Source organism: Actinopolymorpha rutila (assembly GCF_013407855.1).
Lineage (GTDB): Bacteria > Actinomycetota > Actinomycetes > Propionibacteriales > Actinopolymorphaceae > Actinopolymorpha > Actinopolymorpha rutila.
On record NZ_JACBZH010000001.1, the window covers coordinates 5939139 to 5963700 of the forward strand.

Consider the following 24562-nt stretch of genomic DNA (forward strand, 5'->3'; position numbering starts at 1 on the left):
CCCGCGTCGAAGCTCAGCCCAGGTCGAAGCTCGCGCCGGCCGGGCGCAGCGCCACCACCGGGATGGTCCGGTCGGTCTTGGCCTGGTACTCCCCGAAGCCCGGGACCACCGCGACCTGGCGCGCGTACAGCTCGTCGCGTTCGGCGCCGGTCACCTCTTCGGCGGTCACCTCGTACGTCCTGGCGCCGATCTCGACCTTGGCGCGCGGGTTGGCGCGCAGGTTGTGGAACCACGCCGGGTGTTTGGGGCCGCCGGCGAACGACCCGAAGATCAGCACGCGGTCGCCGTCGGCGAGGTACATCAGCGGCGAGATGTGAGACTTCCCCGACTTCGCGCCGGTCGTGGTGAGCAGCAGCAGGGTCGCGCCCTCGAACGGCCCGCCGACCTTCCCGTCGTTCGCCCGGAACTCCTCGATGATCCGTTCGTTCCAGTTCTTCGTCGCGCCGGTGTCGCTGGTGTCACTCATGGTGTCTCCGATTCGCTCGTTTGCGGCGACAACCTCCCGCCGGCAGCCGGTGTTCCCGTACGCCGGCGTGTTCGCAACGCACCCTGGGGGTCCTGGGCAGGCTCAGGTGTCCAGGCAGGCGAGGCCGCGCTGGAGGGCCCGGGCCACCGCGCGGACGCGTCCCCGCCCGTCGGTGAGCGGCAGCGGCCCGTTTCCCAGGGCGAGGTTCCGGGCGATGCGCAGCCAGGCGTACGCACCGAACAACGCGGTGCGGCCGGCATAGGGTCGGCCGGCCGCCGCGGCGTACTCGTGCAGGAACGCCCGGCGCAGTGCGGCCGCCCGTGTCGGGTCGGCGCCGGCCTCGAGGTAGGCGCAGAACTGCGCCACGTCGAACGCCGGGTCGCCCATCCGCGCGTCGTCCAGGTCCAGCACGGTCACCGACTCGCCCACCAGCACCTGCGCGGCGTGGAAGTCCCGGTGGATCGGCACCTGGGTTCGCAGGTGCATCGGCACCTCCCCGCCGAGCTGGCCGGCCTGCGCGCTCTCGGCCGCGAGTGCCCAGCCGTCGGCGAGCCGCCAGGCAAGGGCGTGCAGGTCGGGCTCCCGGTCCGCGAGCGCGCCGGCCCACCGCCGGCAGCGGGCGGTCTCGGCGGCGAGGTCGAGCCGGTGCGGCAGTACGACGTCCGAGCCGTGCAGCCTGGCCAGCCAGCGGGCGGCGGCGCGTACCCCCGCGACCGCGGCGTCCCCGTCCAACCGGTCCAGCGGCGTTCCGGGGCCGTGCCGGTAGAGGACCAGGCCGCGCTCGACCGGCGCCGGCAGTGGTTCGGGCACCCGCAGCGGGCCGGTCTTGAACGGCCCGTCGGCGAGCGCCCGCAGGTTGGCCTCGGCGAGTACGGCGCGGAACGGCTGGGCGAACAGCTTGCCCACCACCTCGGCCGGCCGGCCGCCGGGCAGCAGGCCGCGCACGGTGTAGCGGACGACCGTGCGGCGCCCGGGAACGTGGTGGACCAGCCGGGCGGCCGTCACCTCCACCGCGGCCGGCTCGGCGGCGACCTTCGCGAGATGCGGGCGCAACGCCTGGTCGACCGCACGCCGGTCCAGCAGGTGGGCGGCCAGCGGCGCGGCGACCCGGGTCGGCAGCGCCGAGACCAGCCGGTCCAGGCAGTCGGCGAGTCCGGCCACCTGGCTCCAGCTCGTGGTGTCCAGCCGGGTGTATCTGCCGAGGGCGAACGCCGTCAGCCGCAGGCACCGCCACCACAGCAGCGCCTCCGGATCGACCCGACCGGCGCGCCGCTCGTACCCCGCGACGACCGCACGGCCGGCCGCCTCCAGCACCGGCCGCTGGTCCGGGTGGCCGAGCCACTGCCACAGAAGGCGGGCCAGCACGCTGCCCAGGTCGGCCTCGGCCGGGCCGCGAGCGGGGTCCGGCAGGTCCAGCAGGGTCAGCCGGTTGCGGTCGGCGAGGACGAGGCCGGGCGCGAGGTCGCCGGCGCCCAGGACCAGGTGACCGCTCGCGGGTATCCAGGCACCGAGCCGGTCGAGCACGGTCGCGAGCCGGTGCGCCACCTCCGGGTCGGCAGGCTCGGCCGCGGGCAGCACCCCGGTGACGTCCCGTAGGACGTCGGTGCCGGACCGGGTGGGAGCGGGCGCGGACTGCAGGTGCAACCGGGCCAGCAGGGTGCCGAGCCGGTACGCCAGCCGCACCCTCACCCGGGCGGGAACCCGGGCGTCGCGGAGTACGACGGACAGCGGGCGCCCGTCGGCCGCCTCGTGCACGAGTGCGGTGTACTCCGGCCATCGGGCCACCAGCGAGGGCAGCAGCGGACGGTCCGGCAGGTCGGCCAGCGCCGCCGGCACCTTCTGGGCCTCGGGGCCGGCGGTCGCGGCGCTCACCCGGGCGTACAGAATCCGCGGCTCGCCGGACCCGGTGGTCAGCCGGTAGCGCAGAACGGCCCGCCGGCCGGGCCGGTAGCGAACCGGCTCCACCTCGCAGGCTCGCACCTGGCCGGGGCCGGCGCCCAGTCGGGTCGACAGCAGGTCGCTCACCACGCCGGGGTCGGCAGCCCTGGCCAGGCCGGGCAGGTCCGGGTCGGCGCGGAAGTCGCGGCGGTCCGCGCCGAACGGCGTCACCTCCCACACCACGAAGGTGCTCCCTCCGGCCGCAGAACCGGAAGAGTCCGAAGAGGCCGAAGAGTCCGAAGAGGGTGGGAAGTCCGGGGAACCGGCGGTCACGCGGTAGGTGAGCACGCAGCGGTGTCCCGGCGTCCAGTACGCGTGGTGCGGGGTCCAGCCCGGCGTGGTGCGGGCCGTGGCCATCGTCTCGGCCAGCAGCGGCAGCGCCGGGTCGAGCACGTCCGGCACCGACGCGGATGGTGCGCCGCCGCGGGCGATCACCGCAGTTCCCCGGAGCCGGACTCGCCGGCGCTCGGACCGCGTTGACGCGGCACCCGTGCGGTCCCACCGCCGGACGCCCCGCCGCCGGACGCCCCGCCGCCGGACGCCCCGCCGCCGGCCACCGCGTCCTCGGCCTGGCGTACCGCCCGTGACACCTGGTGCGCCCACTCGGGGTGGTGCACCGGCACCCGGCGCGCCGCCAGCGAGAGGTGGAACAGCACGGCCAGGCCGTGCGCGCGGGCGAGCCGGTTGCGGTCGCAGTCGCCGTACCCGTCGACGAAGGCCGTCACCGCCGGTCCGGCGGGCAGGCCGAGTTCGGCGCACCACCACCACAGGTCCGCGACGAACTTCCCGAGGTCGAGCGCGGGTTCGGCGAAGCCGGTCCGGTCCAGGTCGATCAGCCGCACCTGGTCCCCGGTGGCCAGCAGGTTGTCGCAGGTGAGGTCACCGTGAGTCAGGGTCGGCGACTCCACCGGGCGCGCGGCCAGGCCGTCCCCGATCCGGGCCACGACGTCGCGCAGCCGGCCACCCACCCGGGGCAGCAGGCCCTGGATGTGCTCGGCCGCCCGGGTGGTCGCGGCGAGTTCGGCGTCCGCGCCGTGCGCCGGAAGGTGCGCGGACGACGCCGGGGACGACGCCGGGGACGACGACCTGGACGCCGACCTGGACGCCGACCTGGACGCCGAAGGCGCCGCGTACGCCGACGGCAGCGAGGAGGTGAACGCGGACGGGTCGGTGTCGTGCAGTACCCGCAGAGCTCGGCCGACGGTCCGCAGCAGCGGGCCCGCCTCCACGTCGGGCAGCCGCCGCCACAGGGGTTCGCCCGGCTCCTCTGTCCACCAGGCCGCCCGGTCGGCCGGGACGTAACCGATCGAGCGGGCGGGCCGGATGCCGGGCACGGCCGCCGGGAGCAGCGCGTCCATCGCCGCCGCCACCGCGACGGTCCGGGCGCCGGTGTCGTCGCGGTAGAGCTTGACGATCGTGCTGTCCTCGGCGCTGGTGCGCACCCGCAGGACGTGCCGGCTGCCGGGCCGGTAACGAAGGGCGCGCACCTCGCGGTCGGCCCCAGGCCGTACGCCCGCCAGGCTCGCCGCCGTCGCCGTCACGTACCCGGACTCGTAGTGACGTACCAATCGGGGGAACGCCGGGTCGATCGGTGCGATGACCAGGGTCAGGCAGTTGTCCGCCGACGCCGCGACCAGCCGTTCGAACGGTTCCACCAGGCCGCGGACCTCGGCTTCACGTTCCAGTACACCGGTCGTCGCGAGGTCCGCGGGCTGGATCGACCAGGTGAGCGCGAGGTGGCGCGGGCTGGACTGGTTGCGGCCCGGCGCGAACGCGTAGTAGGCGACGAGCTCACGTCCCGGCGCGTACCTGGTCCGCAGCAGCCGCGGAGCCGCCAGCCGGGACCCGCGCGGCAGACAGTGGGCCAGCAGCGGTGCCGCTCCGTACGCGAACGGGTCGGTGACCGCCCGCCGGATCCCGTCCAGCCCCCGGTGGCCGGCGACCAGCCGGGTGACCTGACCGGAGGCGGGTGGGGAGACGCTGGTCACGACCGGTCCCGACGACAAATGAGAAGCATGCTCTTCCCTGCCCGCACCCCGCACCCCGCGGCCCCGGCCGGTCGGCCGCCCAGACGTTTCTGCGTGACCGTCGCCCACACGGCTCCGCAGCTTCCCTGCCCTGCCTGGTTCTTTACCTCGCCCTGGCAGAGTCATATCCCGGCGATCCGCTGATCATTCCGCGCCGTGCGGCCGGACCGCGTGCGGTGCGGGTCCATCCACGTACCCGGCAACCATTGGTGTCCTCCGGCCCCGTCCAGCTCGGCATTCGACCCGCTGTCAACCTCCGCTTGGCAGTGGTCGTCACCTCGTGCGTTTTCCCTTGCAAAACAGGACTGGCCGGGCATCGGACGCCGGATCGGGGCAAGTACGACGCGTCGCCGTGGGTGGTGGTCCACCCAGGTGGTGCGCGTACGCTGACCTCTGTGTCGGGGCTCAACACTCGACGGCTCTGTGTCGCCGCGCTCAGCATCCTCGCCGTCGCGATCGTCTACTACGCCGGCGCGTGGCTGGGCCTGCGCGACGAGCTGCTCCGCCGCGAGCTGACTCCACTGTGGCCGGCGAGCGGCGTCGCGCTGGTCGCGATCCTGCTGTTCGGCAACCGGGTCTGGCCTGGGATCGCCATCGGCTCGCTGCTCGTGCACCTGTCGATCGGCCTGAGTGTCCCGGCGTCCGTGGCGATCGCGGCCGGCAGTACGCTCGCGCCCCTCTGCGCCGCCTACCTGCTGCGGCGGGTCGGGTTCCGGTTCGACTGTGACCGGTTACGTGACGCACTGGCCCTGGTGTTCCTGGGCGCGTTCGCGGCCATGACGGTGACCGCCACGATCTCCACCGGCGTACTCGTCGGCACGCATGTCCTCCCACCGCACGACTGGGGGATCACCTGGCTCATCTCGTGGAGCAGCAACGTCATGGGGGTGGTCGTCGTCGCACCGGTCCTGCTGGTGGCGCGCAAGCTCCGGTTGCCCGCGAAAGTCAGCGCCCGCCGCGCCCTGGAGGCCGGGCTCCTGATCGGCGGCACCTTCGCGATCGCGGCGGTGGGCACCGTCAGCCCGTTCGACGTCCTGTTCCTCGTCTTCCCGTTCCTGTTCTGGGCTGCCTGGCGGTTCCAGCTCACCGGCGCGGCTCCCTGTGTCCTGGTTGCGTCACTGGTGGTGATCCTCGCCGCGGAGGACGGGTCGGGGCCGTTCGCGGGAGATTCCTTGTTGGCGAAGATGGTCACGATGCAGGCATTCGTCGGGTCGGCCGCACTGACGGCGTTGCTCGTCGCCGCGGTGGTGGCCGAACGCAACCACACGTACGCCGAGATCGAGCAGGCGTGCTTCCGGCTGGCGGACGTGATGAGTCTGCGCGACCGGGCGGCCAGGCACGCGCAGAGCTGGCACCATTCGAAGCCGCGGGAGTCGCGTACACCCCTGCACTGATCCGCTTTACCTCCTGGAACCCTTGCGGGACAGGAGATTCGCTACTGGGGCGACGGTACCTCGCCACGGGCACCGAGCCAGCACAGCGCTTCGTACACGGCTTCCAGCGAGGTGTGCCGGGGCCGCCAGCCCAGCAGTGCGGCGGCCTTGGCGACCGAGCAGTTCGGGCTGTGCGCGATGTGGTCCCAGGTCGCCTGGGCGGCGTCGGCCGCGACGGTGGTCCTCCACTCGTCGTACGGCGCAAAGGCCAGGTTGACATCCTGGCCGTACCACCCGGCGACCGCCTCCGCGTACCCGCGCAACGTCACCGCGGCCGGGGAGACGACGTGGAAAGCCTCGCCCACGGAGGCGTTGCGGTGTTCCAGCGCCGCGACGAACGACCGTGCCACGTCGTCTGCGTGCACGTGGTGCAGGGTCTCCAGGCCGAAGTTGGGCAGCAGCACCTCCCGCCCGGCGGCGAGGTCGCCGAACACAGCGAGGTCGAGGTGCCCGGCCGGGTTGATCGGCCGCCAGCCCGGGCCGACGATGTGCCCGGGATGCAGTACGGTCGCGGGGATGCGGCCGAGCCGCGCCTCGCTCAGCAGGTAGGCCTCGATCTCGGCCTTCTTCACTCCGTAGTCGCCGAACGGCCGGCGCGGGACGCTCTCGGTCGTGGGCACCTCGACGCTCGGGCCGTGCACCCAGATCGTGCCGCAGTGCAGCAGGTGCTGAATCCGGTCGCGCAATGCCTCGGCCAACTGCCGCGCCGCCGACGGGTCGAAGCAGATCAGGTCGATCACCACGTCGGCGTTCAGGTCGGCGATCCGCTTGCCGAACGTACCCGCGGCGTCCTCGGCGTGCCGGTCGGCGACCACCTGCTCCACCCGCTGCCACACCGACGCGCGGCGGTAGGGCGTGCTCTGTCCGCGGCTGACCGCCACCACGTCGTGCCCGGCGTCGACCAGCGCGGGTACGAGGTAGGAGCCGATGTGGCCGCTGGAGCCGATGACGACGACGCGCATGTGGTGTTCCTGCCTTCGTGGGTTGGGGATTCAGGCCGTACCGCTACGGCGTGCCGTCGATCAGGTCGTACGCGGGAACGGTGAGGAAGTCGGCGAACTCCTCGCCGAGCACGACGCGTTCGAGCAGCTTCCGGGCGGCGTCCAGGTGATCCTCGGCGCCCGCGCCGGCCTCGGCACGCAGTCGTTCGTACTCCTTGGCCATCACGTCACCCACAAGTTCGGCCGTGACCTTCTCGCCGGTGTCGAGCTCGGTGCGGTTGTGGATCCACTGCCACAGTTGAGAACGCGCGATCTCCGCGGTCGCGGCGTCCTCCATCAGGTTGAAGATCGCCACCGCCCCGGTGCCGCCGAGCCAGGCGGTCAGGTAGCGCAGCGCCACCGCGACGTTGTTGCGCAGGCCGCGGAGGGTGACCGCACCCGGCGTGGACGCGAGGTCGAGCAGGTCGTCGGCGGTGACGTGGACGTCCTCACGCAGCTGGGACAGCTGGTTGCGGTGGGCACCAAGACGTACGTCGAACATCTCGTTGCACAACGGCACCAGGTCGGGGTGGGCCACCCAGGACCCGTCGAAGCCGTCCTTGGCCTCGCGTTCCTTGTCGGCGCGCACGCGTTCGAACGCCGTCTCGTTCACCGAGGAGTCCCGCCGGCTGGGCACGAACGCCGCCATCCCGCCGATCGCGAACGCCCCGCGCTTGTGGCAGGTTCTCACCAGCAGTTCGGTGTAGGCGCGCATGAACGGCGCGGTCATCGTCACCGCGTTGCGGTCCGGCAGAACGAAGTCCGGTCCGGCGTCGCGGAAGTACTTGATGATGCTGAACAGATAGTCCCAGCGGCCGGCGTTCAGGCCCGCGGCGTACTGCCGCAACTCGTAGAGGATCTCCTCCATCTCGAACGCCGCCGGGATCGTCTCGATCAGCACGGTCGCCCGCACCCGGCCGCGCCGGATGCCCAGCCGTTGTTCGGCGTACGCGAAGACGTCCGCCCACAGCCGGGCCTCGAGGTGGCTTTCCAGCTTGGGGAGATAGAAGTACGGCCCGCTGCCGCGGCCGAGAAGCTCGTGCGCGTTGTGGAAGAAGTACAGGCCGAAGTCGACCAGCGCCGCGGCGGCGGGTTCGCCGTCGACGGTCACGTGCCGCTCGGTCAGGTGCCAGCCGCGGGGCCGCACGACGATGGTCGCGAGCCGGCCGTCGCCGAGGCGGTACTCCCTGCCGTCCGGTGAGGTGTACGCGAGGCGCCGCCGCACGGCGTCGGCTAGGACGACCTGCCCGGTCACGACGTTGTTCCAGTGCGGTGTGTTGGCGTCCTCGAGGTCGGCCAGCCAGGCCTGGGCACCGGAGTTGAGCGCGTTGACCGCCATCTTCGGATCGGTCGGCCCGGTGATCTCCACCCGCCGGTCGACCAGGTCACGCGGTGCGAGGTTGACCCGCCACGAGGGCTCGGCACGGATGTGTCTGGTCTCCCGCAGGAAGTCCAGCCGACCGGTCCGGGCCACCTGTGCGCGGCGTTCGGACCGCAGTGCCAGCAACTCCTCCCGACGTGCACCGAACCGGGCCTGGAGTTCGGCGACGAACGCGAGGGCCTCCTCGGTCAGGATCTCCCGACCACGCCCGTCGACCTCGCCGCTGACCTCGACCCTGCCTGCTCCGCCCTGCGTGCCGGCTCCGCTCTGTCCGACGTCCACCCCATGCGGCACTCGCACCACCCTCTCGGCCCATCGCCTCGTGCCCCTCGAGTTGTCGCTGCCCTCCTGGGAACTTACAAGGGTGAGCCGTCAGCCGCGACCGGTCGTTCACCTCGCAGACTCCAGGCCAGGCCGAGCATGGCCACCAACGCCGCCAGTGCGGCCGCCCAGAACACCCGTGACAGGTCGTGGCTCGCGACCAGTCCGCCGAACGCACTGCCGACGATCCGGCCGCCGCCGAGGACGAGCATCGCGTACAACCCCTGCGTCGTGTGCCGGATCGCGTCCGGTGCGCGCCGGTCCAGGATCACCCGCCCGGCGACCATCGACACGATGATGACCATGCCGTGCACCACCTGCGTACCGACGACGACACCGATGGTCGGGAACGCCGCGAGCAACGCCACCCGGATGGTGGCGGTCGCCGCGCCGAGCACCATCAGCCACCGCCAGCCCAGCCTGCGTACCAGCCAGCCGAACGCGGCCATGTAGGCGATCTCGACCAGAACACCGAGGTTGGTGACCAGGCCGAGCCAGCGCGGTGACAGGCCTACCACCTCGGTGGCCATCAGCGGATAGAACGTGGAGTACGCCGTGACCGCCACCAGCGGAAGGAGCCACAGCGAGTGCCGGTCGGTGAGCACGAAGAACAGCAGCACACCGGGCACCATGTAGCCGACGGTTCCCCAGATGCGCACCTGGTGGTAGCTCACCTTCGCCAGTGCGCGGATGTGCCGCTGGGAGCTGAAGAAGATGCCGTCCAGAAGTGGCCGGGTGGGTTCGCGCGCCAGGCTGAAGGCGGCGTAGACGAACACGACCCACCAGTAGCCGCCGACGAACGCGAACACCGACAGGGCGATCGCCGACACCGCCAGGACGAACAGGAACAACGTCTCCGCCCGGCCGTAACGGTCGGCCGCCACGGTGAGCACCGGCGGCGCGATCACCGCGGCCGCGCTGGACACCGCCAGCACCACGCCGATCTGCGCGGTGCCCAGCCCGTGCACGAACGCGAGGAAGACCGAGAAGAACGGCAGCATCGCGCCGTCCACCGCGTACAACGCGGCGTAGCTCGCCCTGGTGGCCGCAAGTGGCCGTGCGCGAACCCACCCGGGCCGCCGATCCGCGGGATCCTCGCCGGCTTCCGCGTCGGGCGGTTCGCTCCTGGTTGATTCGCTGCTGGTCGATTCCGTCGCCGCACTTCGTCCGGTCGCGGTCACGTGCCACTCCGTTCTCGAGCCGACCGCACGTGGCGCCACCGTCGTTGCCGGCGTTCACGTCGCTCCCGTCGTTGTTTCCTCTCCCAGGATGCCGGGCTTGTCGAACGGAAGCGGTGGACGCGTCCATGGTGCACGCGTCCACCGCGCTCCTGGTCGGCCGGAGGTGGTCACCGCCCTTCGGCGAACGACTTCCCGGTCTCCAGCAGGCTCTTCAGCTCGCTGAGCACCCAGGCGTGACCGCCACCGGCACCGTGGTCCTCGAGCTGACCACCCACCAGCGAGGCGATGCCGGGTGCGCCGTCGAGTTCGTGGACGAGGGTCAGCCGGCACACCCCGTCGCCGATCTCCTTGATCTCGTGGGTGACCCGGGTGGCCGGCTCCTTGGCGAGCGAGGGGTCCATCAGCATCCGGAACGTCGTGACCAGGCGGTTCGGCGGGTCCGCCTCCTGTACCTCTCCGTCGATGATCACGTCCGGGACGGGATGGCCGTTCGCCTCCGCCGCGGCGCGGAACTCCGTGGTGGGCCGCACCTTGTACGCACCGCCGGGGCGCAGGTCGTACTCCACGAGTCCGGTGTAGCCGTAACGTTCGGTCCACTCCGGCTTCGTGATCGCGTCCCAGATCGCCTCCGGGCTCGCCTTGATGTAGACCCGGTAGACCTGTGTGGTGGTTACGTTCGTCGCTGCGTTCGTCATGGCCGTTCTTCCTTGTCTGTGGGATGTTCGAGCTGCGCTTTGAGGTCGGCGAGCGCGGCGACCTGGCGCTCGGTGTACTTGTCGATCCACCGGTCGTGGATCAGCCGGATGGGTACGGGATTGAGGAAGTGCAACTTCTCCCGACCGGACCGACGGGTGACGACGAGGTTCGCGGCCTCGAGGACCCGCAGATGCTTCATCACCCCGAAGCGCGTCATCTCCAACTCCGACTCCAGCTCGGTGAGCGTGCGGCCGTCACGCGCGAAGAGCAGGTCGAGCAGGAAACGCCGCGTCGGGTCGGCGAGCGCCTTGAACACCTCGTCGTCCTCCGTCACGGCTCAAAGATAGGTGACCATCTGGTCACATGTCCAGCGTTCCCGCAGGATCGCGTGGAGCCGGGAAGACTTATGGGGCCTGTGACACTCACGGGTCTTCCCACCTCGCCGATCCAGGCCGGCCCGGGGCTTGGCGGACGCGGGCGGCACCGGTCGTCGCCGATAGGGTGCTCGCCGTGCCAGGACCCACCTACGTCGTCGGCGCCGCGATCGTGCGCGACGGCCTTCTGCTCGCCCAGCAGCGCGCCTATCCCGAGGCGGTCGCCGGTCGGTGGGAGCTCCCGGGCGGCCGGGTCGAGCCCGGCGAGTCCGAGGCCGCCGCGGTCGTACGCGAGTGCCAGGAGGAACTCGGAGTCGACGTCGCCGTCCACGACCGGATCGGCCCGGACATCCCCCTACCGGGCGGAGACTTCGTGCTGCGCATCCACGCCGCGACCCTCACCGACCCCGGCGCCGAACCCGTCGCACACGAACACCGGGCGCTGCGCTGGGTCCACACCGCCGATCTCGACTGCCTGGAGTGGCTGGAGGCGGACCGCGTTCTGCTGCCCGACCTGCATGCACTCCTGGCCGCTACGGGGACCTGACTGCACTGCCGCCGTACGCCGATCGCCTGGTCGTCACTTGTCGGCCGTGAGCACGAGAACTCCTGTGTACGTTGACGAATCTCCCCTTTGGACACCGAAGTCCTTGTCGGTGGTGGCCGATAGAGTTCGCACATGCTTTCGAGCGACTGGGGTTGTCCGACTGGTGGCGGTGCCGCTGGTCGGGTTCAGGCTGCGCTCGACCTGTTGGACCCGGCCCTGGATGAGGCGTGGGTGACGCCGAAGGGCTCCCTGGATGCTGGCGAGGTTGGTTCGCTGATCGCGCAGGTGCGGGCGAGGAAGGCCCGCATCGAAGCACTCGAACTGGCGTTGGCGCGTCAGGCCGAGGCCTGCGACATCGGCAAACTCACCGGCGCACCCAACGCGACGGTCTATCTGCGGACGGCTCAGCGGATGTCGAAACACGAGTCCTCCGCCGCGGTCGGCCTCGCCCGCGACCTCGACAAGGAGGTGCGGCTGACCGGGGAGGCGCTGGCGGCTGGTGTGGTGTCGGTGCGGCAGGCGCAGGTCATCGCCGACGCGATCAAGAAACTCCCCGAGTATGTGGGCCTGGACGAACGCCACCAGGCCGAGGAGTTCCTGATCACCAAAGCCCGGTTCGCCAACCCCGACGAGCTACGGGTACTGGGCGAGAAACTGCTGGAACGGATCGCGCCGGAAGAGTACGACCGGCTCATGCGCGAAGAGCTGGAACGCAAGGACCGCAAAGCCGAACAGAAACGGTCCCTGCGCTACGTCCCCAACGGCATCCCCCAGTCCGAATCAGTACACATCACCCTCCCGGCCTGGGAGATGGAACTGCTCCGCAAAATCATCGAACCCCTCGCCGAACCCATCAAAGGAGCCGAGCCCGACAGGCGGCCCATCGACCAGCGCCGCGGTGACGCGTTCGCCGAAGCCCTCGGCCTGCTCGCGGCTGCGGCGACCGCACCGGTCCGCGGCGGGAGACCGCCCCAGGTCGCGGTCACCATCCCCTTCGAGACCCTGCTGAAGGGCACCGGTGCCGGAACCATCGATGACACCGCGACCGTGGTCCGGCCCCGGCCCTGCACCTGCCCCTGCACAGACCCCAAATACGCCACCACCAAGAACACCAACAGCACCAAGACCGGCCAGGCCGGCGAGCCGAAGCCGGAGGAGGCAGAAGGCCAGGACGAAGGCCAAGCAGGCAAGCCGAGACGGCGATCACCCGGCACCGGCTCCCTCGCGGACGGGATACCCCCACCGCGAGCACCCGGGCAGCACCCACAACCGAACACCGACCCCGAACCGGAACCCCGTACCGGAACGGAACCGGATACCGGTCAGGTTCCGGGCGGTGCCGCCAACCCGGGCGTGGACGCCGGGCGGAGAGCCGACGCCGAGCCTGAGGAGGGTGCGGCGGGGCCGGAGGCCGGCCTCGGACCGGAGGGTGCCATCGACCCGCACGACGGCTGCCCCACCTGTGGAGGCGGCGGGTCGGCCCGCCACCTCGGCACCGACGGCAAACCGATCTCCGCCGCCACCGTGCGCAGGCTTGCCTGCGAGGCCGACCTCATCCCCGTCGTCCTCGGCGGAGACGGGCAACTCCTCGACCTCGGCCACTCCGACCGCTTCTTCAAGGAGCACCAACGCCGCGCCCTCGCCATCCGCGACGGCAGCCACTGCCACTTCCCCGGCTGCCAGATTCCAGAGCCGCGCTGCGTCACCCATCACATGACCGCCTGGGACCACGGCGGACCGACAGACCTCGCCAACGGCGTACTCCTGTGCCGCTACCACCACACCACCGTCCACCACAAAGGCTGGCACGTCCGCATGGGCACCCACGGCCACCCCGAATACGTACCGCCCGAGTGGTCGGACCCGCAACGACGAATCCTCCGCCCGTAGGACGAGACCAGACCTCGCCGATCGGCGCATGATCAAGGTCCCGACACCGTACGGAGGAGACCTGATGCAGCAGATCGGTGAGCACGCAGTGGTCCTCGGCGCCGGGATGTCCGGCCTGCTGGCAGCCCGGGTCCTGACCGAGGCGTACGAACGAGTGACGCTCCTCGACCGCGACCCCATCCGCGCCGACGGATCACCGCGCCGCGGGGTGCCGCAGGGACGACACGCGCACGTGCTCCTCGCGCGGGGAGGGGAGGTCATCGAGGACCTGTTCCCGGGCATCACGGGCGAACTCGTCGCCGACGGAGCAGTGACCGCCGAACCCCTTGTCGACTTCAGGATCTGCGTCGGCGGTCATACCCTCCGGCCGGTCCCGGTCGGGCCATCGATGTTGCAGTGCACCCGGCCGTTCCTCGAACACCACGTACGCGACCGCGTGCTGGCGCTCCCCGGGGTGACCGCGGTGAACGGGCACGACGCGGTTGGCCTGAGCATCGACGCCCACCGCCACCGGATCACCGGCGTGCGGGTCGTACACGGACGAGACGTGAGTACGGAGGAGACGCTGACGGCCGATCTCGTGGTCGACGCCACCGGGCGCGCCGGCCGTACTCCGGTGTGGTTGGAGACACTCGGCCTCTCCCGCCCGCGGGAGGAGGAGTTCCGGGTGAACGTCCAGTACGCCAGCCGGCTCATGCGTCTTCCCCGCGACTACGCCGAACAGGAGAAGGGCATCACGGTCGGTGCGGTGCCGGGCCGACCGCGAGGTATGGGCGTGTTCGCTGTCGAGGGCGGGCACCACATCGTCACCCTCGCCGACTTCCTGGGCGGGCACCGCACGGCAGCCGACGAGGACGGCTTCCTCGAGTTCGCCGCCACCGTGTCGCCACCGGAGGTGTTGTCGGCGATCCGCCGCGGCGAACCGGTCGGCGAGATCGCCACCTATCGCTACCGGTCCTCGGTGCGCCGCCACTACCAGGAGCTGTCCGACCTCCCCGACAGGCTGCTGGTGACCGGGGACGGGCTGTGCAGTTTCAGCCCCGCCTACGGGCAGGGGATGACCGTGGCGGCCCTGCAGGCGTTGGCCTTGCGGGACACCCTGGCGCAGGGGCGACCGGCCTCGCGCACCGCTTCTTCCGGGCCGCGTCGAAACTCGTCGTCGATCCGTGGAACCTCGCCCTCAGAGCCGACCTCGCACTTCCGGAGATCGAGGGGAGGCGGACGGTGTCGATCCGGTTGGCCAATGCCTACGTCGCACAGCTGTACGCGGCCGCCGCCGTCGACGATCTCGTCGCACGGCAGTTCATGCGGGTCGTGTACCTGCTCGACCCGCCGGCCCGGCTCATGAGCCCCTCGGTCGCGTGGAGAGTGTTGCGAAGGCGAGTGTCCGCAGGTCTCGTCCCGCCGCGACTCACCGCGCCCGGACGGTGAACTCCGCGGTGTGCACGCGACCGCCGTGCCGGAAGTCCAGGTAGAGGCGGTACGCCCCCGCACTCGGCACCTCGGTGTGGAACGCCACCCGTGGCCCGGCGGTCGTCTTCCCGTCGCCGGGTTCACCGTCGGGATGCACGTGCAGGTACGCCAGATCGCCGGCCCGCAGCGCCACGAGGTGTCCGTACGCGCCGAGGTAGGGCTGCAGGTCGGTGACCTCGCGGCCGCCGCGCCTGATCGTGAGGGTCAGCAAGGCGGACCTGCCGGCCTGCGGGTCGCCGCTCAACGTCACCTCGTAGCCGTCGACCCGCGCCACGGAACGCACCTCGGGCAGCGCACGCGGCTCGTACCTGCCGGCCACCGGGACGTCGACGCCCAGCGTGGTCGCCTCCCCGCCGGTCGGGGTGAAGTCGGCGAACGCACGATAGGTGCCGGCAGCCGTGAAGGGCAGCCGGATCCGCCACACACCGTCCGCGCCGAGCGCCGGGTGGACGTGCCGGAACAACGACAGGTCGCGCCGGACGACGATCAGGTGCAGCCGCTTGTCGTGCACCCTGTCGAAGGCCGTGATCGGCCGGCCGCGACTGTCGACGACGCGGAACGCGAACTCCCCGTTCCGGCCCACCACCGGGTCCGGCGACACCCGCTGAAGCGTGTAGCCGTGCTGGCTGACCATCAGTCCGCCGGGCACCTCGGCTTGCTGGGCGTCCGACATGCCCTCGTGCCCTGACATGCCGTCCTTCTCGGCCGCCCCACCGCTCTCGGCCGCCCCGCCGTGCCCGGCCTTATCGTCGTGCCCTCCGGCCGGACTCTGCTTCTTGGCCGGCTCGTCGTGGCCGGGCGACATGCCCTCCATCGGATCCGCTTTCGGCTTCTTTGAGGCGGAGTGCGCGGCCGGCGCGGCGGTCTCCTCCGACGCGAGCGGACCGACCACCCGACCGGCCCCGTAGGCCGCACCGAACGCGATCACCAGGCCGCCGGCGAAGATGCCCAGTCTGGTGGTGGTGTTCATCCGATCTCCTCAACTCGCGCGGTCACCCTACCCCCGTACGGTATATCAGGCTGTCAACGCGAATGGCACGGGACCGGAAATCCCCCGTCCGGGCGCCCGCGCTGCGCGAGCTACGCCGGGTCGCCCGCGGGCAGGTGCGGGTCTTCCCGCTGGTCGACCAGGCCGGCGGTCGGCTCGACGGCCTGGTCGACGACCTCGTGCGCACGCACGCCCTGAAGAGCCCCGAACCCTCAGTCGCGCTTGGGGAGTTGCTGCAGCGCCCACCGGTTGCCGTCGGGGTCGGCGAAGAAGACGAACGAACCCCAGGGGAACTCCTGCACCTCGCTGACGTCCACGCCGCGCCCGCTGAGCTCGGCGTGCGCGGCGTGGACGTCGGACACCACGATCTGCAGACCCTCGACCGAGCCCGGCTCGGCCTCGGTGACTCCCCGGCCGATGCAGATCGAGCACGCGGAGCCGGGCGGGGTGAGCTGGACGAACCGGATCTCCTCGCTGACCTCGTGGTCGTGGTCGGCGTTGAACCCGACCTGGTCGACGTAAAACGCCTTGGCCTTGTCCACGTCGGACACGGGGACCGCGACGAGTTCGAGCTTCCAGTCCATGGAACGACTTCCCTTCGGCTGAGCCTGTGATCACGGGCGTACGGCGGGAGCGCCGCCGCCCACAGGAACAACGTTAGGAGTCATTCCGGCCAGTTCCCGACCTCAAACCGAGGTGGTTCGGGATCGGTTGCGAGGTTCGACCCGACCGACCGGAGCTCAGGCCCTCAGGCGCGAGCCTTGAGCCGTCCGCCGTACCGCGCATTCGGCGCCTCCAGCATGGCGCGCTGCCGCTCGGTGAGGTCGGGGTAGTCGTTGGCGTCGTAGTAGCCCGCCGACCACGACACCGCCGCCGGGCTGTACTTGTAGAACGCCGTCCGCCGCTCGTCCGCACCCCGCCAGGGCAGCGTCCCGTGCACGAGCGCCTCGGTGAAGACGACGGCCGTGCCGGCCGGCCCGGTGACCCGGCGTACGCAGGGGTGCTGGTTGGCGAGTTGCTTCCAGTCGGCCGGGAACGGGAACGCGCTCTTGTGGCTGCCCGGCACGCAGGCGAACCCACCGTCGTCGGGGCCGACGTCCTTGAGGTTGAAGCCGACCGCGACCAGACCGCTGCGGATCCGGCCGTCGTGGGTGACCGTGTAGTACTCCGACGCACGGAACGGCACCGCGCCACCGTGCAGGACCGTACCGATCGGGCCGTCCCCGGTACGGATGATGTCGGCGTAGGTGTGGTCGAGGCGGAAGTCGGAGCCGAGGACGTCGTCGAGCACGTCCACCACCGGCGGCAGGTCCATCAGGGTCCGGAACGCCGCGTCGCGCCCCAGCAGGTCGCCGAACCGGTGCGTGCGCATGTCCGGCTCGGCCTCCCGCTCGGTCATCTCGTCGAGCTGGGCGTTGAGGCGTTGCAAAAGGTCGGCCGGAATGGCGTCGGGAATCGTGAGGTAGCCCTGCAGGTCGAACAGGTAACGGTCCTGGTCGTTCACGTGTCCTCCGTGGACGGTTGCGAGTGCACCGTCGAACGATTGTTCCATCGGGCACCGACGCCCGGCCCGGTCCCCGCGTGGCCACATCCCGCCGTTCCGCAGCGTTCCCGGACCAGCGCGACGGGTCAACGGACGGAGCACGTTCTGGCGGTCCCGGGGTTTGCCGGGCCGCTGCCGGAGCACGACAGATAGGACGACCCTGACCGACGACCGGAGGAGTGACGGGATGTCCAGTTCGGAATTGCTGGTGGACGCGTTCGACCGGGTCCGCGAGACGGTTCACCAGGCCGTGGATGGCCTGTCCGCGGAGCAGCTCGCGTTCCGCGTGGACGACGAGGCCAACTCGATCGCCTGGCTGGTCTGGCACCTGACCAGGGTCCAGGACGACCACATCGCCGACGTCGCGGGAACCGAACAGGTCTGGACGGCCGACAGCTGGTTCGAGCGCTTCGACCTGCCCTTCGAGCCGTCCGCCACGGGGTACGGCCACAGCCCGAAGGAGGTCGCGCAGGTGCGGGTCGACTCGGCCGACCTGCTGACCGGCTACCACGACGCCGTTCACCAGGCGACGGTCGCCTACGTCGCCGGACTCGGCGACGAGGACCTTCCGCGCGTGGTGGACGAGGCGTGGGACCCGCCGGTGACGCTGGCCGTACGCCTGGTCAGCGTGATCAACGACGACCTCCAGCACGCCGGCCAGGCCGCGTTCATCCGCGGTGTGGTGGAACGCCGTACGAGCTGAGCGGCCGCACTTACGCGGCGCAGGCGAGGGTGCTCAGACCTCCGCGTCCACGGGGGTGCGCAGCCTGGCCGCCAGCCGACGCGCGAGCGCGTCGCGTTCGTGCGTACTCACCTCGTCGGCCTCGCCACGCCCGAGCAGACCGAAGACACCCGGACCGCACAGGTCGGGGTCGAGGTCGACAGGACGCGGCACGACGTGGAAGTGCAGGTGGAACCCGGGTGCCTCGCCGAACTCCGCGACGTAGGTCTTGGGCGTTCCGAGCTCCGCCGCCAGCGCCCGCGCCAATCGGACCTGCCACGTGCCCAGGCCGGCCGCCTCCTCGGCGGTCAGCTCGGCCAGCTCCATGACGTGCCGGCGCGGGACCAGCACCAGCCAGCCGAGCAGTCCGCTGCCGGTGCTGTGCACGACGCGCCAGCGGTCGTCGTAGCCGATCACCTCCCGCGGCGGGAGCCGGTCGAACTCCGCCTCGCGGTCGCAGGTGTAACACGCACCCGGGTTCACGCGGACCACTTCGGGTCGCGCCCGCTGAGGCCGAGCGCCTGGTCGAACATCGGGGCGTCCGCCGGGACGTCCACCACCGCGCCGAACAGGCCCTCACGGTTGGACATCTGGTCCGAGGAGGCCGCCATCGAGGTGAACTCGAACACCACCTTCGCGCTGTCCTCGTCGACGTCGAACGGCTGGCCGGTCGCGCGGGCGAGGTCCCACCCGTGCAGCACGGACTCCTCCAGTGCCACCATGCCGGCGACCTGGGCGGGCAGAGTGAGGCCGCCGGCCCGCGCCTGACCCTCGTAGGCGGCCGGGTCGGACCAGGCGGCGGCGAGCTCCTCCAGTTGCCGCGGGATGCTCTCGCGCCAGTCGGCGGCGAGGTTGTCCGCAGAGGACTGCGGCGGGCCGTCGGGCATACCCTCCAGAGGCGCCTTGCGCGCGGCGGCGGTGAACGCCATCGACAGGCCACCGATGTGGTCGAGCAGATCGCCCACGGTGTATCCCTCACACGGAGTGCGTGCCTGCAGTTGGTCGTCGCGAACCCCGCTCACCAGAACAGCAAGCTTGCGAGTCGCCGGGCCGAGGTCGAACATCCTGCCCACGAAGGCCTCCCCGAAGGTCGTGTCGGTCGTAGGCACCACCCTGCCCAACCGACCCAGCGATGTCCACGCCCCGCGCTCAGCAGATCAGACCGCGTTTCGCCTGCGGGCCGTGACCGACAGGGGCCTCGCCGATCCAGCGCTCGTCGACGGGTTCGGACGCGAGCTGGTACCGCGAGTCCGAGGACAACCGGATCCGGTTCGAACGGTTGTCCAGGCTGGCATGCACGAGGTAGATGCTGAACGTCAGCAGGTCGCCGGCACGGAACTCCGCCGTCAGCCACCGTCCACCGAGTCGCTCGCGCACCTCCACCGGGTCGTCGGACAGACTGCCGTTCCACCGAGGCTCGGCATCGGCCGCCGGATCGGCGTTCGTGCAGTACGTGTCGACGTCGCGGAGTGCGTAGTCCTCGCGGATCTCGGCCCGCCGGTGCGAACCCTCCAGCACCATGAGTCCGCCGAGTTCGAAGTCCGCCTCACCCAGTGGCACCCACGCGGTGCAGACGTCGTGAGTCCCGCGTCCCATGAAGACCACGTCGCCATGCGGTGCCGTTCCACGTCCCGGTGCGACGGCACGCATCCAGGTGAAGTCGTAGTGCCGGATCGGGCCGTCCAGCAGGGACTCGTAGAAGCCCAGCAGGTGCCGGCCGTACAGAAGCTGATGCAAGGACGGGTTGTCATGGGCGAGATCCGGCTTGAACGTCAGGTTCGAGTCGGCCGGCGCGACCGCGAGGTCGGCCGGAGACGCCGGATCGGTGAGGCCCTCCTCGTGCAGCCGGTCGGTCACGCTCCTGCGCGCGGCCGCCACGTCGGCCGGGTCGAAGAAGCCGGGCAGGAAGAGATATCCGTCCTCGACCATCCGTTCCCGAAGCTTGCCCGGGTCGCCTCCGACATCGGTGGAGTCCCGCAGCTGTCCCAGTGCGGTCGGCGTCGTGTCGAGTTCACGTCCTCGCGAGGACAGGCGCGGCCAGTGCGCGGTCGAGGTCTGTGTCGGCGCGGTCACGGTGCTCCTTCTGGAGTTGGCGTATCGACGTGGAAGAGTGGCCGGCGGCGGGCCGTCAGCTGTGCTTGCCCGGATCACTCCAGAACCACGCCTCCGGGTCGTAGATGGCGGGCACCGGAATGTCCCAGGTGTTGATCTGCCCGCCCAGGAAGAGGTTCTCCCGGCGTGGAACGTTCTGCAGTTCCTTGTGTACGAGGATGACCTGCGGGTAGTCGGCGACCACCCCGAGGAAGAACGGGCCGTCCTTGATGTGCACCCGGCACATGTCCCACAGCAGCCGGTTGCGCCGCAACGGATCGGTTTCCAGACGCGCCCGGTCGTAGAGGTTCCACAGGCGTTCGATCGGACCGCCCTTCTCCGGCAGCACCCACGGCGGACGCCGCTTCCACGGGCTGACGCCGCTCTCCTTGCGGAGGGCCGCCGGGTCGCTGCTGCGCATAATGTACGCCTGCCCGTGCAACGGTGCCCAGGTGTCGGGGATCGTGGGGATCACCCAGGACGGCCAGCTCATGATCCCCCCGCCGCCGATCTCCCACGCGGTGTTGCTCATCAGCTCGCCGCGGTTCCACCTGTCCGACCAGGAGGTGGGAGGCACCGGGTTGATCTCCGTACGGATACCGATCGACTGCCAGCCCTGACGCAGGAAGTCGTTCTTGCGAATGTTCTCCCGCGCGGTGTCGGCCGGATAGTCCAGCCGTACGACAAGTTTGCTGCCGTCGGGCTTCTCGCGGTACCCGTCGCCGTCGGTGTCCACCACACCGATCCGGTCCAGGATCGCCTTCGCCTTGTCCGGGTCGTACGCGACGTAGGAGTCGCGCCAGGTGCGGTACAGCTTCTTGCTCTCCGCATCGACCTGGAACTCCGGCGCCTTCGGACTGAGTGTTCCGGTGGTGAGTTCCCCGGTGTTGTAGTACAGCGACTTACGTAGGTCCGCACGGTTGTAGGCGTGTGAGAGCGCCTGGCGAAACTCCGGCTTGCGGATGAGCTCGCGCATCGCGTCGTCGGGATAGTCGTAGTTGAAGAAGAACATCGAGCCGCTGCCCGAGCCACTCCCCCAGAACCACACCTGAACACCGGTGCGTGCGGCGGACTGCTTCAGACCCTCCACGTCGGCCAGGTTGATGTGCGTGTGCTGCCCCTCGGCGAAGTCCGCCTTGCCCTGGGTGTACTGGAGTTTCATCACCTCCTCGTCCTTCACCGCGTTCCAGACCATCCGGTCCATGAACGGCAGCTGGTTGCCGGCCTGGTCCACGCACCAGTAGTAGGGGTTGCGTTCCCAGACGGCGTTGCGTCCTTCGTGGTAGGTCGACAGTTGCCAGCCGGTCGTCACCGGGCAGTCCGGGTTCGACAGGTGGTTGGCCTTGTTGTCGTGTTCGACGTACCAGTCCTTGGCGGTGACTTTCGGGTTGTACTTCGGATGGAACTGCCGGAGGTAGTGGCGTGGGAGCAGCCAGTCGGCGCCGACGCTTCGGTTCACCGTGTCGGCGAGCCGGTCGGGAGTCAGAGCCGCCGGACTGTCGAACTCCAGGACCAGGGTGTGGTCGTCCGGAGCGGTGATCTTCGCGACCGTCCCCTTGCCGGAAACCGCCTCCTCCGGCGGCACTTCCGGGTGCTCGGCGTTGAGGACCGTGTCCTCCCACCAGTACATGACGTCGGCGGTGGTGAAGGGGGCACCGTCGGACCACCGCAGCCCCTTGCGGAAGTGGAACCTCCATCGCGTGAACTCGGCGTTGGACTCCCAACTCTCGGCCAGGCCCGGACCGACGTCCATGCCGTCGTTGAGCCACCGCACGATCGAGTGGCCGTACATGTACTGACCGATGGATGCGTCGTCGGCGGTGGCGGCGGTGAGGTAGCAGGTTCCGCCGTACTCGCCTTGGCGCTGCCACCTGTGTGGCACGACGTACGGCGATGCCGGGACGCGCTTGCTCAGCGGCGGCAGGCCGCCGGCCTTCACCTTGGCGGCCAATGTGGGCGCCTCGCGCAGCTTGTCCGGAACCGCTAGCGGCTTGGTGAACGAACCTTTGGCGTTGCTGCGCTTCGCCGCCCTGGTCGGAGCTCCACCGGCTTCACCGTCCGCGTTGCACGCCGCCAGCGTGGCCGTCGCCGCTGCCGCGGCGGATGCCCCGAGAAGCGTTCGTCTGCTCAGGCCCGAACTCGACTCCATGACCGCTCCCGAATCCTCCGACGACGGCAGTGCGCGAACGCGGTTGGGCTTTCGTGTCCGCCTTCGTGTGCGAGTCTGTACCTGCGCGACCTGGGAAGACATGGACAAACCGCTCACGTTCATGGACTTTTGGTGAGGGAGGGTGCTGTGGTCCAAGGGTGGTCGCGTTACCTCACACCGACCCCGGTCCAACGTCGGCTCGGTCTGGCGTGCCTCGGAGCCGGACACAAGTGGGAGCCGGACCCGTGCCCGCCTCGCGTGTTGCGGTCACACGCCGCCGTCCTCGTGGTCGACGGTGAGGGCTGGCTTGAGTGGGGGGAAGGCGGCCGCCGAGCTGCGATCCCGGCGGGCAGTATGTTCTGGCTGTTCCCGGGAGTACGACACTCCTACGGCCCGCAGGGTCGCGGTTGGCAGGAGATCTGGACGCTGTTCGAGGGGCCGGCGGCCGACGCGTACGAGGACCTCGGATACCTGTCCCGCACTGAGCCCGTGGTCCGCCTCACCGATCCGTTCCCGGCACGCTCGGCGATGGACCTCCTGCTCGCCGCCTGCCGCAAGCAGCAAGCCGGCGCCGAGGTAGATGCGGCCCATGCCGTGCACGCACTGATCCTCGCCGCCCAGAACGAGAACCACGACCGAGCCGACGACGCCGTACTGGCGACACTGCGAGAGAGCGCGTGCGAGCCGTGGTCGGTGGCCGAGCACGCCCGCCGGGCGGGGCTGTCGGTGAGCGCACTGCGCCGGGTCGTCCGCCGCGACGGTGGGTGTTCACCGAAGGAGTACCTGCTGCGCGTACGGCTCAACCGCGCCAAGGAGTTGCTGGCCGAGTCGGACCTGACCGTTGCCGAGATCGGCCGCCGGGTGGGTCACGACGACCCGGCGTACTTCTCGCGCCTGTTCACCAGACGGACAGGAATGGCACCCCGGGACTTCCGCGCGCAGCAGCGGCGGCCCGGCACGTCCTGACCACCTATTCGGCTCGGGCGCGACGCGGACGCTTCGACCGACTCTGCTCCGCCACCCGCGCCGCCTGACGCTCCTGGACCTCCCGCGCCACCCGCTGTACGCCCTCGACGATCTGGGCATAGCGTTCACGCCCCGCCTTCGTTCCGAGAACGTAGCCGGCGGCGAAGACCGCGACAGTTCTCAGCCTCACGCCTTCTTCTTCCGGTGGGAGGAGATGGCCGAACTCACCGCCGTCACGCCGGCTGCGGCCCCCACCGCGATCAGCCCGCCCCGCAGGGTCCGCTTGTCCGACGCGGTCGCCTTGGCCTTCGCGACCACCGGGTCCTTCACCTGCTCCCACTTGCTCTTCCGGTGCAAAAGTTTCATCTTCGTCCCCCCGCCGAGATGTCAGGCCGCCTTGCGGGCCGCCCGTCGTACCGCACGCAGCAACTGCTGCTTGTTCATCGAGCTTCTGGTCTCCACGCCGAGCGCACCGGCCAGGTCGACGAGCTCGGGCTTGGTCATCGACCGAAGGTCCTGGTCGGTACGCCCCGAGCTCATCTGCCGGGCCACCTTGGCACCCGAACCGGCCACCTTCTTCTGCACCGCCTTCGCCTCGGCCGCCCGGCGTTCCTTCGGCGCCGCCGTGCGCCGCACCTCACCGGCGGCCAGCTCCTCCGCCTTCCCGCGGGCGGCCTCGGCGGCTGCCTGCGCGGCCTCGGCGGCGGCGTCGGCGAGCTTGCGGGCCCGCGCCAGTCGCTGGGTGGCCTCCGCGATCTTCTCCTGGGCTCGCTGCTGCGCGGCTTCGGCCCTGGCCCGGCTCTTGTCGAGCTCCCCCTCGAACCGCTCGCCCACCTTGTGGACCGTCGCGTCCGCGTCGGCCTGCGCGCGTTCGCGCTCGCCCTCGACCATGGCGTCCGCGCGTTCGCGCGCCTCCTCCACTCGGCGGCGTACCTCCTCGGCCGCCTCGCTCTTCGCGTCGCGGACCCGGGCTCGCCCCTGCTCGTTCGTCTTGCGTACGGCGTCGGCGAGTTCCTTGGCGTGGTTCGCCTCCGCGCGCGCCTCCTGCTCGGCCCGGTGAGCCTTCTCACTCGCCGACCGAGCCCGCTTCAGCCGGGACTCCAGCGATTCTCCCGTCAACGGCACCTTGCCCCGCTCGCCGGCCATTGCCCGGCTCGCGGAGCCGCCGTCACCGTCCGCGGCTCCGTCCGACGGATGGAGCGCCTGCGTCACCACCCACGAGACGTTCGACGGCAGCTCCCTGACCCCGGTTGCCGCCATTTCCGACAGCCAGTGGACTGCCCCACTTCGCGCCATCTCTCCCCCACGCGTTCGCGCACCCCCGGTTACGTTCAGCGTACCCAGCCACTGTCCGACGTTTTCCCACGTTGCGGTTGCCGGGGCGCGTGCCCGGCGGA

The 24562-nt window shown here is 70.8% G+C and carries 24 protein-coding genes; 6 read left to right on the top strand and 18 right to left on the bottom strand.

From position 1 onward, the window contains the following. Positions 1-13 precede the first annotated feature (13 nt). From F4554_RS26450 to F4554_RS31650, 3 genes are all read right to left on the bottom strand, one after another. On the bottom strand, positions 14-466 hold the full coding sequence (locus F4554_RS26450) for a nitroreductase family deazaflavin-dependent oxidoreductase (protein ID WP_179790089.1): 453 nt from the start codon (positions 464-466) through the stop codon (positions 14-16). 102 nt (positions 467-568) lie between these two features. Continuing rightward, positions 569-2839, bottom strand: a complete 2271-nt coding sequence (locus F4554_RS26455; protein ID WP_179790090.1) for a phosphotransferase — start codon at positions 2837-2839, stop codon at positions 569-571. Beyond that, a complete protein-coding gene (locus tag F4554_RS31650) occupies positions 2836-4392 on the bottom strand; it encodes a phosphotransferase (RefSeq protein ID WP_202889469.1) in 1557 nt (518 codons plus the stop codon). The genes F4554_RS26455 and F4554_RS31650 overlap by 4 nt, the downstream gene beginning before the upstream one ends. A 434-nt stretch (positions 4393-4826) precedes the next feature. Between F4554_RS31650 and F4554_RS26465 the strand changes: the two genes are divergently transcribed. After that, a complete protein-coding gene (locus F4554_RS26465) occupies positions 4827-5825 on the top strand; it encodes an MASE1 domain-containing protein (protein ID WP_179790091.1) in 999 nt (332 codons plus the stop codon). A gap of 41 nt (positions 5826-5866) precedes the next feature. Here the strand turns inward: F4554_RS26465 and F4554_RS26470 are convergent, their stop codons facing one another. From F4554_RS26470 to F4554_RS26490, 5 genes are all read right to left on the bottom strand, one after another. Then, a complete protein-coding gene (locus F4554_RS26470; RefSeq protein ID WP_179790092.1) occupies positions 5867-6826 on the bottom strand; it encodes an NAD-dependent epimerase/dehydratase family protein in 960 nt (319 codons plus the stop codon). 43 nt (positions 6827-6869) lie between these two features. Beyond that, complete coding sequence (aceB, locus tag F4554_RS26475; RefSeq protein ID WP_337796206.1) at positions 6870-8519, bottom strand: malate synthase A; 1650 nt, start codon at positions 8517-8519, stop codon at positions 6870-6872. Between the two features lie 62 nt (positions 8520-8581). Next, positions 8582-9727: an MFS transporter gene (locus tag F4554_RS33850; protein WP_179790093.1), complete on the bottom strand. Its 1146-nt coding sequence runs from the start codon at positions 9725-9727 to the stop codon at positions 8582-8584. Positions 9728-9894: 167 nt separating this feature from the next. After that, positions 9895-10422, bottom strand: a complete 528-nt coding sequence (locus tag F4554_RS26485; protein ID WP_179790094.1) for an SRPBCC domain-containing protein — start codon at positions 10420-10422, stop codon at positions 9895-9897. After that, entirely contained in the window at positions 10419-10757 is a 339-nt protein-coding gene (locus F4554_RS26490; protein ID WP_179790095.1) for a metalloregulator ArsR/SmtB family transcription factor, read from the bottom strand. Before F4554_RS26490 ends, F4554_RS26485 begins: the two co-directional genes overlap by 4 nt. A 176-nt stretch (positions 10758-10933) precedes the next feature. Between F4554_RS26490 and F4554_RS33280 the strand changes: the two genes are divergently transcribed. From F4554_RS33280 to F4554_RS26505, 3 genes are all read left to right on the top strand, one after another. Next, complete coding sequence (locus F4554_RS33280; RefSeq protein WP_337796207.1) at positions 10934-11344, top strand: (deoxy)nucleoside triphosphate pyrophosphohydrolase; 411 nt, start codon at positions 10934-10936, stop codon at positions 11342-11344. Positions 11345-11476: 132 nt separating this feature from the next. Further along, positions 11477-13234, top strand: a complete 1758-nt coding sequence (locus F4554_RS26500) for a DUF222 domain-containing protein (RefSeq protein WP_179790097.1) — start codon at positions 11477-11479, stop codon at positions 13232-13234. 64 nt (positions 13235-13298) lie between these two features. Continuing rightward, positions 13299-14582, top strand: coding sequence for an FAD-dependent monooxygenase (locus F4554_RS26505; RefSeq protein WP_179790098.1), 1284 nt, complete (start codon positions 13299-13301; stop codon positions 14580-14582). Positions 14583-14645: 63 nt separating this feature from the next. Here the strand turns inward: F4554_RS26505 and F4554_RS26510 are convergent, their stop codons facing one another. The 3 genes from F4554_RS26510 to F4554_RS26520 form a co-directional block, all read right to left on the bottom strand. Continuing rightward, positions 14646-15677: a hypothetical protein gene (locus F4554_RS26510; RefSeq protein ID WP_179790099.1), complete on the bottom strand. Its 1032-nt coding sequence runs from the start codon at positions 15675-15677 to the stop codon at positions 14646-14648. A gap of 230 nt (positions 15678-15907) precedes the next feature. Beyond that, positions 15908-16279: a glyoxalase superfamily protein gene (locus F4554_RS26515; RefSeq protein WP_179790100.1), complete on the bottom strand. Its 372-nt coding sequence runs from the start codon at positions 16277-16279 to the stop codon at positions 15908-15910. 164 nt (positions 16280-16443) lie between these two features. Continuing rightward, the gene (locus F4554_RS26520) at positions 16444-17199 is read right to left on the bottom strand and encodes a phytanoyl-CoA dioxygenase family protein (protein ID WP_179790101.1); all 756 of its coding nucleotides are present in this window, start codon (positions 17197-17199) and stop codon (positions 16444-16446) included. 226 nt (positions 17200-17425) lie between these two features. On the opposite strand from F4554_RS26520, the gene F4554_RS26525 reads away from it, so the two are divergent. After that, on the top strand, positions 17426-17941 hold the full coding sequence (locus tag F4554_RS26525; RefSeq protein ID WP_179790102.1) for a mycothiol transferase: 516 nt from the start codon (positions 17426-17428) through the stop codon (positions 17939-17941). Positions 17942-17974: 33 nt separating this feature from the next. On the opposite strand, the gene F4554_RS26530 is transcribed toward F4554_RS26525, so the two are convergent. The 4 genes from F4554_RS26530 to F4554_RS26545 form a co-directional block, all read right to left on the bottom strand. Next, positions 17975-18442, bottom strand: a complete 468-nt coding sequence (locus F4554_RS26530) for an HIT domain-containing protein (protein ID WP_179790103.1) — start codon at positions 18440-18442, stop codon at positions 17975-17977. Then, the gene (locus tag F4554_RS26535) at positions 18439-19023 is read right to left on the bottom strand and encodes a TIGR03086 family metal-binding protein (RefSeq protein ID WP_179791788.1); all 585 of its coding nucleotides are present in this window, start codon (positions 19021-19023) and stop codon (positions 18439-18441) included. Before F4554_RS26535 ends, F4554_RS26530 begins: the two co-directional genes overlap by 4 nt. A gap of 85 nt (positions 19024-19108) precedes the next feature. Continuing rightward, positions 19109-20032, bottom strand: coding sequence for a phytanoyl-CoA dioxygenase family protein (locus F4554_RS26540; protein ID WP_179790104.1), 924 nt, complete (start codon positions 20030-20032; stop codon positions 19109-19111). A gap of 55 nt (positions 20033-20087) precedes the next feature. Then, complete coding sequence (locus F4554_RS26545; RefSeq protein ID WP_179790105.1) at positions 20088-22199, bottom strand: ABC transporter substrate-binding protein; 2112 nt, start codon at positions 22197-22199, stop codon at positions 20088-20090. A gap of 261 nt (positions 22200-22460) precedes the next feature. On the opposite strand from F4554_RS26545, the gene F4554_RS26550 reads away from it, so the two are divergent. Continuing rightward, positions 22461-23165: a helix-turn-helix transcriptional regulator gene (locus tag F4554_RS26550; protein WP_202889471.1), complete on the top strand. Its 705-nt coding sequence runs from the start codon at positions 22461-22463 to the stop codon at positions 23163-23165. 4 nt (positions 23166-23169) lie between these two features. On the opposite strand, the gene F4554_RS26555 is transcribed toward F4554_RS26550, so the two are convergent. From F4554_RS26555 to F4554_RS26565, 3 genes are read right to left on the bottom strand one after another with little or no spacing between them, the layout of a single operon-like run. Further along, a complete protein-coding gene (locus tag F4554_RS26555) occupies positions 23170-23355 on the bottom strand; it encodes a hypothetical protein (protein ID WP_179790107.1) in 186 nt (61 codons plus the stop codon). Continuing rightward, the gene (locus tag F4554_RS26560) at positions 23352-23531 is read right to left on the bottom strand and encodes a hypothetical protein (RefSeq protein WP_179790108.1); all 180 of its coding nucleotides are present in this window, start codon (positions 23529-23531) and stop codon (positions 23352-23354) included. The genes F4554_RS26555 and F4554_RS26560 overlap by 4 nt, the downstream gene beginning before the upstream one ends. Positions 23532-23552: 21 nt before the next feature. Further along, positions 23553-24425, bottom strand: coding sequence for a Rho termination factor N-terminal domain-containing protein (locus tag F4554_RS26565; RefSeq protein ID WP_179790109.1), 873 nt, complete (start codon positions 24423-24425; stop codon positions 23553-23555). Between the last annotated feature and the right edge of the window lie 137 nt (positions 24426-24562).

Bases quoted from the DNA above. Each gene is read 5' to 3' on its own strand.
- F4554_RS26450 (WP_179790089.1), bottom strand. From the start codon at position 466: ATGAGTGACACCAGCGACACCGGCGCGACGAAGAACTGGAACGAACGG.
- F4554_RS26470 (WP_179790092.1), bottom strand. From the start codon at position 6,826: ATGCGCGTCGTCGTCATCGGCTCCAGCGGCCACATCGGCTCCTACCTC.
- F4554_RS26485 (WP_179790094.1), bottom strand. From the start codon at position 10,422: ATGACGAACGCAGCGACGAACGTAACCACCACACAGGTCTACCGGGTC.
- F4554_RS26500 (WP_179790097.1), top strand. From the start codon at position 11,477: ATGCTTTCGAGCGACTGGGGTTGTCCGACTGGTGGCGGTGCCGCTGGT.
- F4554_RS26505 (WP_179790098.1), top strand. From the start codon at position 13,299: ATGCAGCAGATCGGTGAGCACGCAGTGGTCCTCGGCGCCGGGATGTCC.
- F4554_RS26510 (WP_179790099.1), bottom strand. From the start codon at position 15,677: ATGAACACCACCACCAGACTGGGCATCTTCGCCGGCGGCCTGGTGATC.
- F4554_RS26515 (WP_179790100.1), bottom strand. From the start codon at position 16,279: ATGGACTGGAAGCTCGAACTCGTCGCGGTCCCCGTGTCCGACGTGGAC.
- F4554_RS26525 (WP_179790102.1), top strand. From the start codon at position 17,426: ATGTCCAGTTCGGAATTGCTGGTGGACGCGTTCGACCGGGTCCGCGAG.
- F4554_RS26535 (WP_179791788.1), bottom strand. From the start codon at position 19,023: ATGTTCGACCTCGGCCCGGCGACTCGCAAGCTTGCTGTTCTGGTGAGC.
- F4554_RS26545 (WP_179790105.1), bottom strand. From the start codon at position 22,199: ATGGAGTCGAGTTCGGGCCTGAGCAGACGAACGCTTCTCGGGGCATCC.
- F4554_RS26560 (WP_179790108.1), bottom strand. From the start codon at position 23,531: ATGAAACTTTTGCACCGGAAGAGCAAGTGGGAGCAGGTGAAGGACCCG.
- F4554_RS26565 (WP_179790109.1), bottom strand. From the start codon at position 24,425: ATGGCGGCAACCGGGGTCAGGGAGCTGCCGTCGAACGTCTCGTGGGTG.